This is a genomic window from Brevibacterium metallidurans (assembly GCF_037101285.1).
GTDB lineage: Bacteria > Actinomycetota > Actinomycetes > Actinomycetales > Brevibacteriaceae > Brevibacterium > Brevibacterium metallidurans.
Map to the genome: position 1 here is coordinate 128,004 of NZ_BAAAAF010000009.1, position 18,770 is coordinate 146,773.

An 18,770-nucleotide genomic window follows, 5' to 3' on the forward strand; every position below is an offset into this window, starting at 1 on the left:
ACCACTCCCACAGTTTGCTGGGAGAACCCTAGACTCTCCTTGTGAACACTGTTGCCGCCCCTGACGAGAGCGCGTTCCGTCGCCTCGGCCTCATCTACGGAACGTCCGCCTACCTGCTCTGGGGTCTCCTCCCCCTGCTCTTCGCCGCGGCGGCACCGACCGGCGCTCTCGAACTCGTCGCGCACCGCGTGATCTGGGCGCTCGTGTTCTGCACGATCCTCCTCGTATTCGCCCGCGGCTTCGCGCGCACCTGGCAGGTCGTGCGGTCAGGTCGGACGTTCTGGCTGCTCGCCCTGGCGGCCGTGCTCATCGCAATCAACTGGACGACGTTCATCTACGGCATCGACACCGGCCACCTCGTCGAGATCTCGCTCGGCTACTACCTCAACCCGCTCATCTCGATCGGCCTCGGCGTCGTCTTCCTGGGTGAGCGGCTGCGGCCCCTGCAGTGGGCTGCCGTGGGCTTCGGTCTCGTCGCCGTCATCGTCGTCGGCCTCGGGCTCGGCCGCTTCCCCTACCTCGCGTTCTCCGTGGCGCTCTCATTCGGGTTCTACGGGCTGGTGAAGAACAAGGTCGGCGCGAAGGTCGGGGCGCTCGAGGGGATGACGGTCGAGACCGCGATCCTCGCGGTGCCCAGCCTCGCCTGGCTGGCTTGGCTGGGCTCGCAGGGGGCGCAGACGTTCACCGGGTTCGGACCGCTCCACGTCATCATCGTCCTCGCGACTGGACCGGTGACGGCCATTCCGCTCATCCTCTTCGGCGCTGCCGCCAGGCGGATCCCCCTGTCGTGGATCGGGATGCTCCAGTACATCGCCCCGACGCTCCAGTTCATCATCGGCGTCACCGTCCTCGGCGAGGCGATGTCGACGACCCGGTGGATCGGGTTCCTCATCATCTGGATCGCCGTCATCCTCCTGTGCACGGACATGGTCCGCCACAGCCGAAGGCCGCTGACGTCGGAGTGATCAGCGCGAGCGCGAGACCACGGAATCGGCGAACTCGAACAGGGACTCCTTGACGATGCCCTCCGGCAGCGGCGCGAGAGCCTCCTTCGCCGATTCCGCCCAGCGCACCGCCTCGGCGCGGGCGGCCTCGGTGACCGGATGCGCGGCCAGCGCGGCCCGTGCCTCTTCGAGGGCGGCATCCGAGCTGAGATCGGCGTCGAGGAGTTCGGCGACCCGAGCCGCCTCGGCGTCCCCATCGGCAGCTGCGGCACGGACGTAGAGCACGGGCAGAGTGGGCACGCGTTCGCGCAGGTCGGTGCCCGGGGTCTTCCCGGACTGGCTGCCCGTCGTCGTGAGGTCGATGATGTCATCGGCGAGCTGGAAGGCCACACCGACGCGCTCACCGAAGATCCGCACGGGATCGACGAGCGCCGGATCGGCGCCGGAGAACATCGCCCCGAACTGCGCAGAGGCGGCGATGAGCGACCCCGTCTTGTCGGCAAGGACGTCGATGTAGTGCCCGATCGGATCCTCATCGGGAGTGGGCCCGGCGAACTCGGCGAGCTGGCCGAGGACGAGGCGCTCGAACGTCTCCGACTCGATCTTCACAGCCTCCGGACCGAGGCCCGCGGTGACGAGCGAGGCCTTCGAGAAGAGGAGGTCCCCGGTGAGGATGGCCACGGAGTTGCCCCACACCTCATGAGCGGCGGGTGCGCCCCGGCGCACGGGAGCGTCGTCCATGACGTCGTCGTGGTAGAGGGAGGCGAGGTGGATGAGCTCGACGGCGACCGCTGCCTCGATGACCTCGTCGCAGTGAGGTTCGCCGAGGCGGGCGGTGAGCAGCACGAGGTTCGGACGGGCCCGTTTCCCGCCGGCGGCGAGCAGGTGCTTCGACGCGGTGTCGGGAAGCTTCCTGGTCTGATCCGTGACCTCGTAGAGGCGGCGTTCGACGGTTTCGAGCTGAGTCGAGATGTCGGCCGCGAGCTGGGCGTCGGCGCCGATGAACGTCACCGGGGAGGCTAGGTGGCTCATGTCCTCGTCATTCATAGTCACTGGGTCAGGCATTGCTCGTGGCCGGGACGATCCGGGTGAGTCCTGCGATCACCCGATCGATGAGATCGGCCTCGGACATCGTGGGGTCGCGGTAGAGGTTCGCCAGCAGTCGAACGACGAACTCCATCACAACATCAACACCCATACCGTACTTGATTCCGAAGTGCATCAGCGACGGGTGGCCGATGATCGCAGAGAATACTCGGCCCAGGGTGAAGTAACGCCCGAGCGAATCCCCGACGAGCGCAGGGTATTCGGCGAGCCTCTCCCGCATGATCGACTCCGGATACCGGGCGTAGGTGGAGATCACCTCGGCGGCCAGGCGGGCGGACTCGAGGGCGTAGTCGATGCCCTCACCGTTGAACGGGTTGACCATGCCCCCGGAGTCGCCGATGAGGAGGAGGCCGCGATGGAAGTGCGGGGTGCGGTTGAACGCCATCGGCAGTGCCGCGGACTTGATCGGACCGATCTCCGTCGACGCGTCGATCCCCCACTCCTCGCCCATGTCGGCGATCCACTCCCGCATCACGGCCCGCAGGTCGACGGAGCCGAACTGGGGTGAGGAGTCGAGGAGTCCGGCGCCGATGTTGATCGTCCCGTCGCCCATGGGGAAGAGCCAGCCGTAGCCGGGCAGCACCTCGGACTCGCCGGCCGGGTTCGTCGAGCGCATCTCGACCCAACTCTCGATGTACTCGTCGGCATGCCTCGGCGAGGAATGGTAGGCGCGCACGGCCACCCCCATCGGGCGGTCGTCGCGCTTCTCCAGACCCATGGCCACGGCGAGACGGGAGGAGACGCCATCGGCGGCGACGACGATCGGGGCGCGGAAGTGCGCGTCGGGGCCGACCCGGCGACCCCGGTGGTCGGTGCCGGTGGCGTGGACTCCGCGGACCCAGCCGTCCTCGCCGATGTCGGGACCCAGCGCTTTGACCTGTTCGAAGAGTCTGGCCCCGCTGCGCTGCGCATGCCGGGCGAAGGCTTCGTCCATGCCCATCCGGGGTCGGGTCAGACCGTAGTTCGGGGTGCCGTCGATGTCGGGCCAGTCGATCTCGAGGCGGTGGCCGCCGCCGATGAGGCGCAGTCCCCGATTGCGATGCCAGCCCTCGGATTCGGGAGTCTCGAGACCGAGGTACCCGACCTCCTTGACCGCGCGCGGGGTGAGGGCGTCGCCGCAGATCTTGTCGCGCGGGAAACCGGACTTCTCGAGGATGACGACGTCATGGCCGGCCTGGGCGAGGTACGCTCCGAGCGCCGATCCGGCGGGACCGGCCCCGACGATGACGACGTCGGCGTCGAACTCGTTCACGGCTTGAGCGCGTGGTGGACCGCGACGATGCCGCCGGAGAGGTTCCGGTACTTCACCTGGTCGAATCCGGCGTCCCGGATCTGGACGGCGAACGCGTCCTGGTCGGGCCATGCGCGGATCGACTCGGCGAGGTAGACGTAGGCCTCGGGGTTCGAGGACACGGCGGTCGCGACGGCGGGCAGGGCCCGCATGAGGTACTCCTTGTACACAACGCTGAAGGGCGCAAACGTCGGCGTCGAGAACTCGCAGACGACGAGGCGGCCCCCGGGCTTGAGGACCCGGCGCATCTCGTCAAGGGCACGGTCGACGTCGTGGACGTTGCGGATGCCGAAGGAGATCGTCACGACGTCGAAGGTCTCGTCATCGAAGGGCAGATCGAGGGCGTCGGCATAGACGAAGTCGATCTTCGGGTGCCGGCGGCGGCCCTCGGCGAGCATGCCCTCGGAGATGTCACCGGCGACTACCTCGGCGCCGTGATGGGTGAACGCCATCGACGACGTGCCGGTGCCTGCGGCGAGGTCGAGGACCTTCTCTCCGGGGCCGGCGGCCACGGCATAGGCGACGGTGCGACGCCAGGACCGCGCCTGCCCGAGGGAGAGGATGTCGTTGGTGAGGTCGTATCGGGAGGCGACATCGTCGAACATCGAGGCGACGTCAGCAGGCTGCTTGTCCAGCTGGGCACGGTTCATGGCCTCATTGTCTCAACACGATGTGGCTGCGGGCGAATCCGCGGTCACACTCGGCCGTGTGCGACTCGACACAGCCGACGACGGGGCCGGCGGACAGGGCGGGGACCCCCAGGGTCCCCTGATGCCGCCTCGGTTAGAGTGAGCGTGACATGACTACGACGCTCTCCTCCTCCGACATCACCGCGGACACCCCCCGGCTCACCGTCCGCTCCCGCTTCGTCGACGACGTCGACCCCGGTCCCGGATTCCCCTTCGAATCCGGACTGCCCACCACCGTCGAGCAGACGCTGGCGCTGCTGCCCACCTCGGCGTTCTCCTGCTGGGTCCGCGACACCTCGGGGCTCATCGGATTCGGACGGACCCTGCGCATCCGCGCCCGCGGCCGGAACCGGTTCACCGAGCTCTCGGACGCGTGGAAGGCGATCACCGCGGCCGCCGTCATCGAAGACGAGGTCGACCACCTCGGGTCGGGGCTGATGTGCTTCGCGACCGTCACCTACTCCCAGGACTCCGAGGTCGACTCCCTCCTCCACATCCCCGAATTCGTCCTCGGCCGCCGAGGCGGTCGCGTGTGGATGACGACGATCGCCGCGGAGGGCGCGACCCCGGTTCCCCCGGTGCTCAGGGAGGAGGCGCTGCGTCCCGTCACCTCGGCGAGCGAGTCCCCCGGTGACCTCGACGAGGACACGTGGGCGGACCTTGTGGCCACCGTCTCGGCGATGCTCACCCCCGTCGGCTCCCCCGCCGAGGTGGATCCCGCCTCCGATGATGCGACCCTGCGCAAGGTCGTCCTCGCCCGCGACGAGGTCGTCACCACGGATGACGAGATCGACGTCCGGTCGGTCCTCGGCGCGCTCAACCGCAGCTACCCGAGCTGCTGGACCTTCGATATCGCCGGTCTCATCGGTGCGACCCCCGAACTGCTCATCGGCGTCGAGCACGGGCGGGTGACCTCACGCGTGCTCGCGGGCACGTACCGGGTGGAGGAGGATCCGACCGCGGAGATGGCGCAGGCCCGCAAGCTGCTCAGCGCGCACAAGGACAGCACCGAGCACGCGTTCGCGATCGCCTCCCTCCAGCGCAGCCTCGGGTCTGTGGCCGCCGACGTCTCCGTCGACGACCGCCCCCACCTCCTGCCCTTGGCCAACGTCATCCACTCCGCCTCCGACGCGACCGGCCACCTGCCCGAGGACTCCGGCCTCAACGCCCTCGACGTCGCCGCCGCCGTCCACCCGACGGCCGCGGTCGGCGGGTACCCGCAGGCGAGCGCCGTGGCCCTCGTCGACGAGCTCGAACCCCTCGACCGGGGCCGCTACTCGGGTCCCGTGGGCTGGATGGACGACCGCGGCAACGGTCAGTTCGGCATCGCCCTGCGGTGCGGACAGCTCGAGGACCGCAACCGGATCCGACTCTTCGCCGGTGCCGGGATCATGCCCGATTCCGATCCCGTCGCCGAGGTGGCCGAGACCGAGGCGAAGTTCGCCCCCATGCGGAGGGCGCTCGGTCTCATCTGAGGCGGACTTCGATGATGCGCCTCGCCTCGTCGCCGGCGCTGCGCGCACCGGAGAGGGCCGCCTCGAAAGCGCTGAGGTCGCTCACCTGAGTGTGCTCCCACCCGTAGGCCGCGGCGAGGTCGCCGAATCCCCTGCCGTGGGGCACGGTGAAGTACCGCTCGAGGTAGGGCGCGACATGCGGCTGGGAATGCTCGAGCCCGGAGAAGATCGCGCCGCCGTCGTCGTTGAGGACGACGATCGTCACCGCACCAGCCTCCTCCGCGCTGGGGGTGAGCAGGCCGCCGACGTCGTGGAGCATCGCGACGTCCCCGATGAGGAGGACGACGGGCTCCCCGAGTCCGAGGGAGAGCCCGGTCGCGGTTGAGACGAGACCGTCGATGCCGGCCAGACCGCGCGAGGCGTGGACGCGGGCGCGGACGTCGACGGCCTCACTGAGGTAGCGGATGGTGTTCGAGCTCGCGGCGAAGAGGGTGATGTCCTGTGCGGCGAGGTGTTCGGTGATCGCGCGTGCGGTCTGCGCGGACTGCGCGTCCCGGACGGCCCCGACGGCGGCGTTGCCCGCCTCGACCCAGTCGCGCACCCAAGCACCGCCGTCGCGCTGCTCGCCGGTGACGGTGAGGAGGTGCGCATCGATGTCGTCGGGGACGCGCTTGACGGACACCGAGGTGTCGGCGAGCAGTGCTGCCACGGGCCTTGTCAGGGTCGGTTTGCCGTGGACGATGACGGTGCGGATCGCGCCTGCCAGCTCCGGGTGGTCGGTGAGCACCCGGGCATGGGCGGGGACGAAGGTCGCCGAGTCCCGGGCGCCGAACGCGAGCGGGCTCGAGGGTTCGGCGAGCACCGGAAGCGAGTGCTCTTCGGCGAGCGCCCGCAGCGTATCGGCTGCGTGCCCACCGGCGTCACCGGCGACGATGACGGTGCCCTCGGTGAGGGTGACATCGACGGTCGGGCTCCCGGCCGACGGGTCCGCCTGCGACAGGGCGTCCGCGCGCGCGACGCTTGAGTCCCCGTGTCCGGGATCAGCACCGGCGAATCCAGCGATCTCGGAGGTCCACGCCTCGAGTTCGTCGGCGGTGGGCACGAGCGGGGTGTCGAACTGGACGTTGAGCTGGACGGGACCCGGGAGGGACGGTGTGGACCCACCCTCTGCGGTGCCCATCGATCGGGCGACCGCCTCGGCGACGGCATCCTCCACATCAGCGGTGGTGACCGCGTCACCGGCGGGGACGTCGAACCGGGCGCGGACGTCGCTGAGGACGTGGGCCTGATCGTCGATCGTCTGGTTCGCCCCGGTCCCGCGCAGGCGGGACGGACGGTCGGCGGTGAGCGCGATGAGCGGCAGATGACCGTAGGCGGCTTCGAGCACAGCGGGGTGGAGGTTCGCAACCGCCGAACCCGAGGTCGTCACGAGCGCGACCGGGGACTCGCTGCCGCGCACCCGCAGACCGCGGGCGAGACCGAGGGCGAGGAACCCGGCATCACGCTCATCGAGGCGGATGTGCGTGCGGATCACCCCCGCCTCGGCGAGGGGGGCGAGCGCGTAGACGAGGGGCGCCGACCGCGATCCGGGCGCGAGGACGACCTCCCTGACTCCGGAGGCGACCAGACTGCGGGCGATCTGCTGCGCCACTGCGGAAGAATTCGACATCACCCGATATTCAACCACTTGCCCACCTGAGGTTCACATTGGCCCACTACGCTCGACCTATGCGCCGATCGATCCTCATCGCGGTTGGAGCACGCGCCGTCCGATCCCTCACGGCGGCCCGCTCGTACCGCGGCCGCTTCCCCGCCCGTGACCAGAACAGCGCATTCCTCGGCCCCGAACCGCGGGGCAAGGACGCACGCAAGTGGCATATCCGCGACAAACGCAAGCTCTCGCCGAGGCTGAGGGAGTTCTTCCTCTACTCCCCCGCCCTCGGCCGCACCGTCGGGGTCCGCGTCCTCCTGCCCGGGATCCCCGCCGAGGTCAGCCCCGTCATCCACCTCTTCCACGGCGGCGGGGACGACTTCCGGTCGTGGACGGACTTCGGGGGCGCCGAAGAGCTCACCGCCGACTCCCCCTACCTCGTCGTCATGCCCGACGGGGGCGCCGGGACGTATTCGCGGGTCGCGGTCGGCAGCGAGGTCCACGACTGGCCGACCTTCCACACCAAGGAGATCCCCGAGTTCCTCGCCAAGACCTATTCGGTCGAGACCGACCGACACTCCCAGCTGCTCGCGGGGCTGTCGATGGGCGGGTACGGGGCGATGAAGTACGCGGCCTGGCATCCCGACCGCTATGGGGCGGCCGCGGCGTTCTCCTCCCCGCTCGACCCGCTCTCCGCGGTTCCCGCCTTCGACATCATCGCGATGCGCGAGGGCGCCCGGTCGATGACGCTCTTCGGCGACCGGGAGGCCGACCGCAGCGAATGGATCGCGAACTCGCCGTACGGTCTCGCCGAGAACCTCCGCGACATCGACCTGTGGTTCTCCGCAGGCTCCGGCAGCCTCGAGGAGTCGAAGGACCGCGACCTCCTCGAGACCATGGTCAACCAGCAGGGTGAACGGTTCTCCGCCCGGCTCAACGCGCTCGGCATCCGACACTCGTGGTTCCCGCGGACGACGGGCCTGCACAACTGGACGAGCTGGCAGCGGGAGCTCGGGGCGTGGCTGACGACGCTCGAGAGGCACCGCAACTACGAGAGCTCGCGACCGTCCCGGCGCCGGGAGGACTCCCGCATCGCCGACGGCGGCGAATTCTCCTACCTCACCGGCCATGCGCTCTTCGACATCCACGGCTGGCGGGTCGAGATCTCCCGGCGGCGAGCGCAGATCATCCGCTTCGGGTCCGTGAGCGCCGCCGGCTTCTCCCTCACCGGGACCGGAAGCTTCCGCGTGCGCACCCCCGGCCTGTTCCAGCCGGGCGGGAAGTACGACATCACCGTGACCGGTCCCACCGGGGTCAACGAGTACCCCCAGCGGGCCGACAAGAAGGGGCGGCTGACGTTCACCGGGCGGCTCGCCGCAGCCATGCACGACCCCATCATCCCTGGTCGGCGCACACAGCACTTCACGACGCTCGGTCAGGAGGAGGTGACGACCGTGCGCATCGCCTCCGCGGAGGAACCGGAGACGCCGATCCGAGAGGAGCACGACCACACGACAGGGCACCCTGCAGAAGGTGTGTCGGATGTGCACGACGATGTGCCCGAATCGGCACACCCGCGCGGAACGGACCCGTCAGCACTCGATTACAGTTGATCCCAGCCGCCACCCAGCGGACTACCAGGCACCCGCCTGAAAGCCGGGCGTGACGCCCCGCCGCTCCCCCGCTCCAGCCGCACCTGACGGCTGTACCCAGACTCGAGAGGTCGACCAATGAAACGCCTTCTGCCCGCCATCACCCTCACCGCCGTCCTCGCCCTGGCCGGATGCACCGGCGGCGGCTCCTCGGACTCCGCCGACTCCGGCCAGGACTCCGGCTCGCAGCCTGCGGCCGAGGAGACCCAGGCCGCGAAGCAGCTCGACGAGGCAGCCCTGACGAACATCATCGAGACCACCGATTTCGACGGCAAGACCTTCAAGCCGATGGACGCCTCCGCCGTCTCCAGCGGCGAGGCCGCGAAGGCCCTCGAACAGGCCGAATTCGAGCCCGCCGAGTGCAAGGACCTCGCCATGGCCGGCCTCAACGCCGCGCAGGCGAGTGCGGGGACCACCGTCGTCGGCGTCGCCTCCGACAACACGATGAGCGTCGGCCTCTCGAGCTTCCCCGACGAGAAGGCCACGACCGATCAGTTCTCGACTTCGAGCAAGATGGCCGAGACCTGCGGGGATGTGACGATGACGATGCAGGGCATGGAGATGCAGATGACCTCGGAGACCTTCGACGCGAAGGTCGCCGGAGCCGACGAGGCCGTGGGCACCCGCACCTCGATGGAGACCGGCGGAGCTCCGGCGATGTCGACGCAGAGTGTCGTCGCCCGTGTCGGCAACACGGTCGTCACCGCCGCCAACCTCTCGCCGCAGGGCGACGAGCAGGACGCGGTCAAGGTCGCCGAGGCCGCCGTCGAGGCCGTCAAGAACGCCGGCTGAGTTCAGCCCTCACTCGGTGGGCGAGCGCAGGACGTCCCAGCACGCCTGAGCCCGCCGCAGCCACCACTCCGATCGCCCCGGACCCGCATCCAGTGCCCTCAGGCGCTGCGGGTCCGGGGCGATCCGCGTCACGGGGATCCGACCGTCCGTGGGCACGAGGCCATCGGCGACGACATCCTCGGCGAAGAGACGAGCCGTGCCGAGACCGCACGCGGGCATCTCACCGAGGACCTCCCTGCTCGCCGCGGTGACCGGCAGGCTCGCGGCCAGCTGCGCACCGGCGGCCAGACCCACGGAGGATTCGAGCGCCGAGGACACCACCGCCGGCAGCCCACTCTCCGCGACGATCCTCCGGGCCGCAGCCACCCCACCCAGCGGTTGGACCTTGACGATGACGACCTCGGCGGCACCGAGCCCGGCCACCCGCAGGGGGTCCTCGGCCTTACGGATCGACTCGTCGGCGGCCAGGCGCACCGGCAGGCCCCGGGCGGCCAACTCCTCCCGCAGCCGCGCGAGGTCCTCGACCCCGGGCACGGGCTGTTCGAAGTACTGGAGACCGAACCCGGCGAAGGCCTCGGCGGCGTCGAGCGCCTCGGCGAGGGTGTACTTCGCGTTCGCATCGAGGCGCAGCTCGACGTCGGGGCGGAGTCGGCGCAGCTCGCGCAGGCGGGCGAGGTCCTCCGGCAGGGAGGCGATCCCGTTCTCCGCGACCTTCGCCTTGACCGTGCCCACCGCACCGAAGCGGGCGAGGATCGACTCGACCTCGGCGACGGGACGGGCGGGAAGGGTCGCGTTGACAGGGACGGACGTACGGGCGGTGGGACGGCCGGGTTCGGTCGAGGCCGGAGTCGGGGCCGTCGAGGTGGAACCCGGGCGCGCCTGCCCCGGGAGGGGGCGGTCCTGCCCTGACTCCGGTGGGAGGAGACCCGCGAACTCGAGTGCCGCCTGCAGCCACCGGGAGGACTCGAGGGGCCCGTACTCGAGGAACGGGGAGAACTCCGCCCAGCCTGCGGGGCCTTCGAGGAGCATGACCTCACGCTCGGTGATGCCCCGGAACCGCGTGATCATGGGCAGCCGGAGGACGTGGACGCGGGGCAGGAGGTCGGCGATGGAGGCGGGGAGATCCCGGGCGGTGGCGGTCATGGGGCCACCCTACCCATAGGGTGCGGGACCGCCCCATAGGACCCGTGACCGGCATGCACACCCTGACCTCGGCGCCACCTCGGCGCGCGTTAGGCTGGGGACCATGACCGTCTCCGAGATCTTCGATCCGACCCGCTGGCGCGAGGTCGCAGGCTTCGACTTCACCGACATCACCTACCACCGGGCGATCGACGCCGACGGTGACGACGTCGGTGCCGTGCGCATCGCCTTCGACCGTCCCGAGGTCCGCAACGCCTTCCGCCCGCACACCGTCGACGAGCTCTACCGCGCTCTCGACCACGCCCGCCAGACCTCCGACGTCGGGGCGGTGCTGCTCACCGGCAACGGACCGAGTGAAAAGGACGGCGGGTGGGCGTTCTGCTCCGGCGGTGACCAGCGCATCCGCGGCCGCTCCGGCTACCAGTACGCTTCGGGCGAGACCCGCGAGAGCGTCGATCCGGCACGGGCCGGTCGCCTCCACATCCTCGAGGTCCAGCGCCTCATCCGCACGATGCCCAAGGTCGTCATCGCCGTCGTCCCCGGCTGGGCGGCCGGCGGCGGACACAGCCTCCACGTCGTCTGCGATATGACGATCGCCTCGCGGCAGCACGCGAAGTTCAAGCAGACCGACGCCGATGTCGGCTCCTACGACGCCGGGTACGGCTCGGCGTACCTGGCGAAGATGGTCGGCCAGAAGAAGGCGCGCGAGATCTTCTTCCTCGGCCGCACGTACTCCGCGCAGGAGATGGCCGACATGGGCGCCGTCAACGAAGTCGTCGACCACGCCGAGCTCGAAGACGCGGCCCTGACGATGGCCGAAGAGATCCTCGGCAAGTCCCCGAACGCCCAGCGCATGCTCAAGTTCGCCTTCAACCTCGTCGACGACGGCCTCATGGGCCAGCAGGTCTTCGCCGGGGAGGCGACCCGACTCGGCTACATGACCGACGAGGCCGTCGAAGGCCGTGACGCATTCCTCGAGAAGCGCGACCCCGACTGGTCGCCGTACCCCTGGTACTACTAAGAACAGGTCAAAGCCCCTGGTCAGAGCCGAATTTCCGAGGTCGAGTCCGCCGAGAGTCCGCAATATCGGCCGAAGTGGACTCCATGAGGTTAGCCGCGGCGCTCCGTGTTCGATCCTCGGCCTTCGGCCACAGGTGCGCGTAAGTATTGAGCGTCGTGCTAGCCGACTCGTGGCCGAGTGCGCGCTGGACCGTCACCACGTCGCACCCCGCGGCAATCAGCCCCGAGGCGTAGAAATGTCGCAGGTCGTGTAGACGGACTTCGGTGAGTCCAGCTGACTTCCTGGTAGCCCGCCACCGCCAGATCACAGCGTTGTCGTAGAGAGGACCTTCACGATATGGAAAGAGCCACCTCGTAGGATCGTCGCCTGGTGCATGCTTGGCCACATGTTGGGCTAGGGCATGCACTAGGGCGTCGGGAAGGTAGACGGTTCGCTCGGAGCCATATTTTGGCGCACGTACGGCGAACGTTGAACCGTCACGCTGAACCTGGCGCCGAACGCGCAGTTCCCGGCGCAAGAAGTCAATGTCGCCTACCTGGACTCCCGCGGCCTCGCCCAGACGCAGTCCTGCAAACGCGGCCAATTGAACGTATGCGCCGAAGCCCTTCCGCGTTGAGAGTCGCCCGCTGTCAGCACATGCCACCAACCTACCCACCTGCTCAGGCGTCGGTATCCGCATAGCCGCCTCGCGCTTCCGAAGGCGCGGTAGGGCAACTCCGGTACACGGATCTTCGACAATGAACCTGTCGGCGACGGCGGCACGGAAGGCCGAGCGAACGACAACGTACCTCGTCTTGATCGTGGATGCAGCAAGCCCGTTGCCGACCAAACGCTTCACCCAAGACTCGATATGCGACTTCCGGATCGACTTGATCGGAAAGTCTGCAAGACCTGTTGACGCAATACTTAGGTCCGCGTTGGCGCGGGTCGAGTCAACCCAGACCTGCCGGTCTGCCCAGTCAGCATAGAAATTTCCAAGACTTACCTTTCCAGCCCCCGGGTCGACATACACCCCCGTAATGACTGATGCCGTGACCTCGTCCAACCATCGCTGCGCGTCAACCTTGCGCTCGAAGTGCCGCGCGTGCTCTTGTCCGGCCTCATCGCGATAGCGTGCTCGCCACTTCCCGTTCGGACGCCTCTTGATGCTGGCCACGACTTAGTGCCCAATCGTGAGGTTAGGGAGCAACTTCGCAATACGGAAGCCAGCCGCGAAGGCCACCCAGTCCCAGCGTCCGCCACGCACCACGGGCTCTTCGTTCTCGATCTTGTCGAGAACTCCTGGCTGCATTCCGAGCGACTGCAAGCCAGCACGAGCAGCAGACCGTTCGTTTCCGAACGCGACCTCCAGGAGATCTGCTAGATCCCGAGGCCAAGAAACAGGCTCAGTCCTTGCGCGACTGAGGACGTCAAGGGCCGCAGCTTGCCTTTGCCGCCGCTCGGCTTCTGCTGTGGCTTCCGAAGCCGCACGAGCGGCTGTCGCGGCTTCTGCGGAGGCTCGTGACATTAATGCCGTCAGTTCGTCGCCGGAGTCGGTCAGTTCGAGTAAGTCGAGATGCAAGGAAAGGACGCGTGCAAGCGCAACAGCCTCGGCGATCTTTACCGAGCGAGTTCCCACTTCCGCCTTCGCCAGGCTCGTGCTTGAGAGGGAGAGACCCTCGGCGGCCATAGCTGTAGCTACTTCCTCCTGGGTTAGCCCGATCGCTTCGCGTCGTCGGCGGATTACTTCACCGAAGCGCTGGTCAGTGGTCTGATCGCCATTTCTTATTGCCATGCACTCACAGTAATACACTCCTCTCCTGATTCGCAAATCGCTAGTTGCGATTTTCGATTTATGCGCTTATTGTGTTGATATGAGCCGAACAGTTTCGACACCACACGTAAACGTTGAGCGCGGGCCTCGCTTCGCACCTGCCTTCAACCAGCCCGAACGTCAGATCCTTACTCTCCAGGACGGCCCAGACTTCCTGACAGTCACTGAGGTATCTGAACTCCTTCGAATTCCGCAGGGAACGCTCCGCTATTGGCGTCACGCCGGGATTGGCCCACGCTCCGTGCGGTTCGGACGCCGAGTCGTGTATCGGAGCGATGACATTCGAATGTACATCGAGTCAGAAAGTTCACGAACGAGTCGCGGCGAAGATCCCACCGAGACAGCATGAGGAGCGCGTCGAAAGATAGACGCGCCCCTCAGAAACTCGCACACGGCAGTCGTTGCACCGGCTGCCGAAGTTGCCAGAACTCTTGCTCGGACCCTCAGTGTGAAAGAGACCTTGATGACTAGTCTACCGACGGTAGTCAGCGGAGCCAAGAGCCGTATTTCACCGTTCCACTACATCAACTGGCACCGCGCCGTAACTAACCTCAAAGCTGAACATCTTAGGGCGACGGCCAAGGCTCACGGCAGCAGTCCGACCATGATGAAACTCGTCGCGATGCTGGTTTCCGACTATTCCGACAAGTTTGGTCGCAAGGCTTTCCCCGGCCACGAGCGATTGATGAGTCACGCAGGTTGCAAGGAGGAAGCGCTTCGTAAGGCACTTCGTGCGCTAGAAGATTTCGGCCTGCTGACTTGCGTGTCGCCGGGCCGGCCCGGCTGGAACGCGGAGTATTGGCTGACGTTACCTTCAGAGATCGCGACCGAGCTCCACAACAGTTGGGGCAATTGGCTCCTGGAGCGTCGTCGAGACCTCAAGGACGCCCAGAGTGATCCCCTCTCACGAGAGGGGTCCCCTCTCGTGAGAGGGGATGCAACCCTAAATCAAGAGGGGTCTGCCCCTCCACCGGGAGGGAGTCTGCCCCTCCACCGGGAGGGGCCACCAAACCCTCACCAGACCAATGACCAGACCACCCACCACCGAGCGCGTAAACGGGCGGGCGGCGCTAGCAGGGACGTGGCTGAAGTTGCATCTGCCGCCGACTGCACACAGGCCGAAGCTGTAGCAATGATTGAGAGGGCCACCGCAGACCCAACGACGACTCGCTCTGCCAGCGGCAGACTCCTGAGCGACCCCGCCTACAGGGCGCGTGTACTTTACGGAGTCCGAGACAGGGCTGGTCAACAAGCACGGGAGGAGCGCGGGGAGATCACGCGCCTCCTCAGGACACTCCCCCGCGAGGTTGCGGAATGCGCGCACGGCCAACAAGACGGCTTGGCTCCCAACCGGAACGACGAACCGATGTGTCCCCAATGCCGACGTACACCTGGGGTTGAAGCTCTCACGCTGGCCGATGCAATGCAGCTGGGGATGGGCCCAGGTGCAGCTTAGCCATCACCCTGCCCGGACCCTTCATCATCTTTTCGGTACTCGTGACTATTGTGATGTCGCTACTTAACCTTGATCCACCGATGTGCTTGATGCCAGGGGCTCGCTCGGATTCGAGCGCGGAATCGGTGAGCGGGCAGGAGACATTGCCCCGGTCTCTCACCAGTCTCTTCCACGAAAGTTTCCGAAGGTCTCCTCCAGACCCCGCGGCATCGTGCTCGAAGCAAGAGCGAATCGGTCGGGACAATACTGTCCTTGGTGGGCTCAACGCTGCTTGCCAGAGGCGTGAGAATACATCTGCCCGCGGCCACTTCGTGGGCAGATGCATAATCAGTTTCCTGGCCCGATGAGTTATCCGAGCCGGAATGCTGATGAACCATGTCCGCAGCGTCGGAGCGCGGACTTTGCTCATCCGTCCACGGATGAGTCCGGCAGCAGCCCGCAGCAGGTTGTGAGTGATCGACGCTATCGTCACCCACGCAGCGTTGGCGTTGACCACCCCGGAGGGCATATGCGCCAGAGCACCGCTCTTCAGCTCCGCATTGATCTGCTCGATGATCGCGTACCTGCGGTGGACTTGATCAGCAGCAACAGTGTCGAAACGAGTCCGGTCGACGGTGGTGAAGAACGCGTGATACTGGAACAAGTCGAACAATGGGTCTTGCCCACTCATGCGTTTGGTTTCGTTGAGTTCAGGGATGCGGCGGACCAGCAAACGTCCCGTCGTTTGCAGTGCCTTTCTCTTCGAGGTGAACGCGGTGAACGGGATTTCAGCGACTTCGGCCTTCGAAATCCATGTCCTGGTCTCCTCGTCGTAGATCGCTTCAGAGTATTCGCTGCCCGTCCATGCGTCGTCGCGGATCGCCCCGATCAAAAATGACGGACTTGAACGACCTCGACGCCAGTCGCTAACTCATCGGCGATAGTATACAGCCGGGGTCATCACGCGTCCGCAAATTCCTCAACAACGGTGGCAAGGTCTACCAATACATCAAACTGTCGGACACTGGTGAATGACGTCATCGTGCTCTCCGCGTCCCGGCAGCATCCTCGGTGGAGTTAGCCGGCAGACCTCGACGACTTCGGATACCCTAAATTGACTCACATTCGCTGAAGAACAAGAACACCTATGACGCATTTTCACCTCGACCATCCTCCTCACGATTCTGATGCCGCCTGGCAGAGATTGGTCAATCGCCTAGCCGCGTCGATAGACGATCTGGTGCGCGAATACGTCGACGAACTCGTCGGCAGCCGCATCTATTCAGGCGTCGATCTGTCGCGAAATGACATGCTCGAAGCCGCCAGCCTGATCTTCCGCATCTTTGCTAAACAGCTCTCCGGGCAAGACGACGGCCAGAAGGCGATCGAAGCAGCACGAATGCTCGGCAGATCACGCGCGCAACGAGGAGTCTCACTGGAAGCTCTCGTCTTCGCCATCCAGCTCGACTTCCCGCTGTTCTGGCGTCGATTGGTGGCGCTGGCGGGCCCGGATGACCAGCAAGCCCTGATCGATCATGTTGATCTATTGCATAGGGTGATCGACAACTACGTACTGGCGGCTCGTGACGAGTTCCTCAAGGAGAAGTCCAGGATCAGTAGGGATCGCACCATCATTGCGCGTCAGTACTTGGGGCGGCTGTTCGGGGAGACAGAGATCTCAGGGTTCGAGCTCGAGAACATCGCTGTCGAACTTGGTATTGAGCACAACGAATCCCTGACCCTGGCAGTTGCCCACCCCAGCGCGGCCCGCGCTCTGCAATCGGTGACCGAGAGCTTCCAGGAAGCGGGGGAATGCTTCGGCAGTCCTCTGGGCAGGACGTCATGCGTGTTCTGGAGGACTGTTGAGACCCGGGTCCAGGAATCCATTGAGCTGTCCGGCCTCTCAGTGGCGCTGTATGCTCCGGCACACGGCCTCACCGACATTCGCAGTGCTGCCCAGGGAGCTGACGCTCTGATAGCGGGCCTCGACGAAAATGCAGGAATCGTGGCTGCAGAAGACCTGCTTCCCTCCGCACTCGGAGCGGCGATCGACTCCTACATGCCCGGCCTGCGAACGCAGTTGATGAAGAATGTCGAGATGTTGGCCGATGACGAGCGCGACAGACTCATCCGCACCGTCGAGATCTATCTGCTGACTGGTTCGACGAAACAGTCAGCACGGCAGGTGTCCTGCCATCGCAACACAGTCATCAATCGGCTGAATCATTTCGAGGAACTCACCGGCCTGGACGTCACCATCGGTCGCGATGCCGCGCTGAGTCTGATGCTGCTCAGCGCGGCCACGACTCGATGAACCTCATTTAATGAGTTCGACCACTGTGTTTGCGTACAGTCTGGCAGCGTCGAGCAGCGCGGGCCACGGGACGTGCTCGTCCTCTGCATGGGAAATGCCGCCCGAAGTACGCACGAACAGCATCGCGCTGCGTCCCACTTGGCTAAGGTGGAGGCTGTCGTGGCCGATGTCTCCCGTCAACGTCATTGTCTGAATACCGAGTGTCTCTGCGGAGCGTGCGATGACGGTACGGATGTCCTCGTCGAAGACTGCTTCCGGCATCCTCCAATAGGTGTCGATAGAGTAGGTGACTCCGAACTCTTCGGCAATGACTGCAAACTTCTCAGACGTGTCGTTCAGAAGATCGCGCAGCGACGACTCCTGGGAGGCTCGAAGGTCGAGATTGAATGTCACCCGGGAAGGGATGACGTTCGCCGAACCGGGGTGCAGGTTCATCTGGCCGATCGTAGCCTTGGCACCGTCCATCGCGCGAACATCCTCATCGACACTCGCCGCCATCCGGGCCGCTGCTACCAGCGGATCCTGGCGATCGACTTGTGCTCGACCGCCGGCGTGGCCCCCTGGTCCCGTCAGTGTGATTGTGCTCCAGGTGACCGGCCGGATCCCATCGACGATTCCGACACTGAGATGGTTGTCATCGAGATTCGTGTCCTGTTCGATATGCGCCTCGAGTGAAACGCTGAACTCACCAAGGCGGTTATGTCGATCCCCGGCGTATCCGATTCGTTCGAGCTCCTCGCCGAGTACCGCTCCTTCGGCATCTGTGCGTGCAACGGCGTAGTCGACATCATAAAGGCCGGTGGCGACCCCGGACCCCAGCATGGCCGGAGCGAAACGGGCCCCCTCCTCGCCGGTGAAGTTCACAAGCTCGACCGGTCTCGAACCGTGGACATCTCTTTCCTGCAGCAGGGCAATGGTCTCCAGTGCGAGGACGACCCCGAGGATTCCGTCATACCGGCCTCCGGGCACGACAGTATCGAGATGGGAGCCGATGACCACCGGCGCCGCACCTTCATTGTCGGCGTTCGCGTAGCGTCCGTACATATTGCCGATGTCATCGATCCGCGTTCGGAGCCCCAATCCGTCCATGATTTCGACCAGTCGTCGTCGAGCTTCAGCGTCCATATCCGAAGCCGCCGGTCGCGAGACGCCGCCAGACGTGGTTCCTCCGACTTCTGGGGACGTGAAAGCCTCGAAGTACGAGCGGAGCCGGCCCTCATCGGGTGACAGGCTCGTGCTCATACGTCCCTGACCGGCATGGCGACGCAGCGGATCGGAGACGCAGAGGCACCCCGCAGTTTGAGGTGCATACCGAAGAAGGCGAATTCGTAGCATTTGGCGATGTCAAGGCGTCGAAGCAACATGGGGCTCGCCGGCGAGCAGTCGAGCGAATGCCTCGGTGGGCGTGAGATAGCCCAGTCGGCGGCGGGGTCGATTGTTGATCTCCTCGGCGATGGTGGTGAG

General features: G+C 66.1%; 16 protein-coding genes and 2 pseudogenes. 8 read left to right on the plus strand and 10 right to left on the minus strand.

Features of this window, described 5'->3' with window-relative positions; genetic code table 11:
- Nucleotides 1-41 precede the first annotated feature (41 nt).
- A complete protein-coding gene (gene rarD / locus AACX88_RS12195) occupies nucleotides 42-965 on the plus strand; it encodes an EamA family transporter RarD (RefSeq protein WP_009379055.1) in 924 nt (307 codons plus the stop codon).
- Here rarD and AACX88_RS12200 read toward each other — a convergent pair whose 3' ends face one another.
- Genes AACX88_RS12200 through AACX88_RS12210 form a run of 3 tightly spaced genes read right to left on the minus strand, consistent with a single transcriptional unit; the run spans nucleotide 966 to nucleotide 3,992 of the window.
- A complete protein-coding gene (locus AACX88_RS12200) occupies nucleotides 966-1,976 on the minus strand; it encodes a polyprenyl synthetase family protein (protein WP_040342007.1) in 1,011 nt (336 codons plus the stop codon).
- A 25-nt stretch (nucleotides 1,977-2,001) separates the two neighbouring features.
- Nucleotides 2,002-3,303 carry a geranylgeranyl reductase family protein gene (locus AACX88_RS12205; protein ID WP_095376750.1) on the minus strand — a complete coding sequence of 434 codons (1,302 nt, stop codon included), beginning with the start codon at nucleotides 3,301-3,303 and terminating at the stop codon, nucleotides 2,002-2,004.
- Nucleotides 3,300-3,992: a demethylmenaquinone methyltransferase gene (locus AACX88_RS12210; protein ID WP_009379052.1), complete on the minus strand. Its 693-nt coding sequence runs from the start codon at nucleotides 3,990-3,992 to the stop codon at nucleotides 3,300-3,302. Before AACX88_RS12210 ends, AACX88_RS12205 begins: the two co-directional genes overlap by 4 nt.
- Before the next feature lie 149 nt (nucleotides 3,993-4,141).
- Here AACX88_RS12210 and AACX88_RS12215 point away from each other — a divergent pair, with 149 nt between their 5' ends.
- Nucleotides 4,142-5,506, plus strand: a complete 1,365-nt coding sequence (locus AACX88_RS12215) for an isochorismate synthase (protein ID WP_095376751.1) — start codon at nucleotides 4,142-4,144, stop codon at nucleotides 5,504-5,506.
- On the opposite strand, the gene menD is transcribed toward AACX88_RS12215, so the two are convergent.
- Nucleotides 5,499-7,154, minus strand: a complete 1,656-nt coding sequence (menD, locus tag AACX88_RS12220; RefSeq protein WP_205772007.1) for a 2-succinyl-5-enolpyruvyl-6-hydroxy-3-cyclohexene-1-carboxylic-acid synthase — start codon at nucleotides 7,152-7,154, stop codon at nucleotides 5,499-5,501. The genes AACX88_RS12215 and menD overlap by 8 nt on opposite strands.
- Before the next feature lie 59 nt (nucleotides 7,155-7,213).
- Between menD and AACX88_RS12225 the strand changes: the two genes are divergently transcribed.
- Nucleotides 7,214-8,749: an alpha/beta hydrolase gene (locus AACX88_RS12225; protein WP_009379044.1), complete on the plus strand. Its 1,536-nt coding sequence runs from the start codon at nucleotides 7,214-7,216 to the stop codon at nucleotides 8,747-8,749.
- Nucleotides 8,750-8,866: 117 nt separating this feature from the next.
- Entirely contained in the window at nucleotides 8,867-9,580 is a 714-nt protein-coding gene (locus tag AACX88_RS12230) for a sensor domain-containing protein (protein WP_095376753.1), read from the plus strand.
- 9 nt (nucleotides 9,581-9,589) lie between these two features.
- On the opposite strand, the gene AACX88_RS12235 is transcribed toward AACX88_RS12230, so the two are convergent.
- Entirely contained in the window at nucleotides 9,590-10,723 is a 1,134-nt protein-coding gene (locus AACX88_RS12235) for an o-succinylbenzoate synthase (RefSeq protein ID WP_095376754.1), read from the minus strand.
- Between the two features lie 103 nt (nucleotides 10,724-10,826).
- On the opposite strand from AACX88_RS12235, the gene AACX88_RS12240 reads away from it, so the two are divergent.
- Nucleotides 10,827-11,744: a 1,4-dihydroxy-2-naphthoyl-CoA synthase gene (locus AACX88_RS12240; protein WP_095376755.1), complete on the plus strand. Its 918-nt coding sequence runs from the start codon at nucleotides 10,827-10,829 to the stop codon at nucleotides 11,742-11,744.
- A 7-nt stretch (nucleotides 11,745-11,751) separates the two neighbouring features.
- Here the strand turns inward: AACX88_RS12240 and AACX88_RS17755 are convergent, their stop codons facing one another.
- Entirely contained in the window at nucleotides 11,752-12,900 is a 1,149-nt protein-coding gene (locus AACX88_RS17755; RefSeq protein ID WP_479686351.1) for a tyrosine-type recombinase/integrase, read from the minus strand.
- A 3-nt stretch (nucleotides 12,901-12,903) separates the two neighbouring features.
- Entirely contained in the window at nucleotides 12,904-13,518 is a 615-nt protein-coding gene (locus AACX88_RS12250; RefSeq protein WP_259843746.1) for a helix-turn-helix domain-containing protein, read from the minus strand.
- A gap of 79 nt (nucleotides 13,519-13,597) precedes the next feature.
- On the opposite strand from AACX88_RS12250, the gene AACX88_RS17660 reads away from it, so the two are divergent.
- Entirely contained in the window at nucleotides 13,598-13,906 is a 309-nt protein-coding gene (locus AACX88_RS17660) for a helix-turn-helix domain-containing protein (RefSeq protein ID WP_422614440.1), read from the plus strand.
- Nucleotides 13,907-14,179: 273 nt separating this feature from the next.
- On the plus strand, nucleotides 14,180-15,013 hold the full coding sequence (locus AACX88_RS17665; RefSeq protein ID WP_422614441.1) for a hypothetical protein: 834 nt from the start codon (nucleotides 14,180-14,182) through the stop codon (nucleotides 15,011-15,013).
- Between the two features lie 238 nt (nucleotides 15,014-15,251).
- Here AACX88_RS17665 and AACX88_RS12255 read toward each other — a convergent pair.
- Nucleotides 15,252-15,881 (minus strand): annotated as a pseudogene (locus AACX88_RS12255) (transposase family protein); the annotation flags it as partial.
- Nucleotides 15,882-16,139: 258 nt separating this feature from the next.
- Between AACX88_RS12255 and AACX88_RS12260 the strand changes: the two are divergent.
- Entirely contained in the window at nucleotides 16,140-17,306 is a 1,167-nt protein-coding gene (locus tag AACX88_RS12260; protein ID WP_339393224.1) for an RsbRD N-terminal domain-containing protein, read from the plus strand.
- 3 nt (nucleotides 17,307-17,309) lie between these two features.
- Here AACX88_RS12260 and AACX88_RS12265 read toward each other — a convergent pair whose 3' ends face one another.
- Both AACX88_RS12265 and AACX88_RS17670 read right to left on the minus strand, forming a co-directional pair.
- On the minus strand, nucleotides 17,310-18,548 hold the full coding sequence (locus tag AACX88_RS12265; protein ID WP_339393225.1) for a Zn-dependent hydrolase: 1,239 nt from the start codon (nucleotides 18,546-18,548) through the stop codon (nucleotides 17,310-17,312).
- A gap of 102 nt (nucleotides 18,549-18,650) precedes the next feature.
- Nucleotides 18,651-18,770, minus strand: a pseudogene (locus AACX88_RS17670) (IS30 family transposase); the annotation flags it as partial.

Coding starts and splice junctions, on each gene's coding strand:
- AACX88_RS17665 (WP_422614441.1), top strand. CDS start 14,180: ATGCTGGTTTCCGACTATTCCGACAAGTTTGGTCGCAAGGCTTTCCCC.
- menD (WP_205772007.1), bottom strand. CDS start 7,154: ATGTCGAATTCTTCCGCAGTGGCGCAGCAGATCGCCCGCAGTCTGGTC.
- AACX88_RS12230 (WP_095376753.1), top strand. CDS start 8,867: ATGAAACGCCTTCTGCCCGCCATCACCCTCACCGCCGTCCTCGCCCTG.
- AACX88_RS12200 (WP_040342007.1), bottom strand. CDS start 1,976: ATGAGCCACCTAGCCTCCCCGGTGACGTTCATCGGCGCCGACGCCCAG.
- AACX88_RS12210 (WP_009379052.1), bottom strand. CDS start 3,992: ATGAACCGTGCCCAGCTGGACAAGCAGCCTGCTGACGTCGCCTCGATG.
- AACX88_RS17660 (WP_422614440.1), top strand. CDS start 13,598: ATGAGCCGAACAGTTTCGACACCACACGTAAACGTTGAGCGCGGGCCT.
- AACX88_RS12260 (WP_339393224.1), top strand. CDS start 16,140: ATGACGCATTTTCACCTCGACCATCCTCCTCACGATTCTGATGCCGCC.
- AACX88_RS12240 (WP_095376755.1), top strand. CDS start 10,827: ATGACCGTCTCCGAGATCTTCGATCCGACCCGCTGGCGCGAGGTCGCA.
- AACX88_RS12235 (WP_095376754.1), bottom strand. CDS start 10,723: ATGACCGCCACCGCCCGGGATCTCCCCGCCTCCATCGCCGACCTCCTG.
- AACX88_RS12215 (WP_095376751.1), top strand. CDS start 4,142: ATGACTACGACGCTCTCCTCCTCCGACATCACCGCGGACACCCCCCGG.
- AACX88_RS12250 (WP_259843746.1), bottom strand. CDS start 13,518: ATGGCAATAAGAAATGGCGATCAGACCACTGACCAGCGCTTCGGTGAA.
- AACX88_RS12225 (WP_009379044.1), top strand. CDS start 7,214: ATGCGCCGATCGATCCTCATCGCGGTTGGAGCACGCGCCGTCCGATCC.
- AACX88_RS12265 (WP_339393225.1), bottom strand. CDS start 18,548: ATGAGCACGAGCCTGTCACCCGATGAGGGCCGGCTCCGCTCGTACTTC.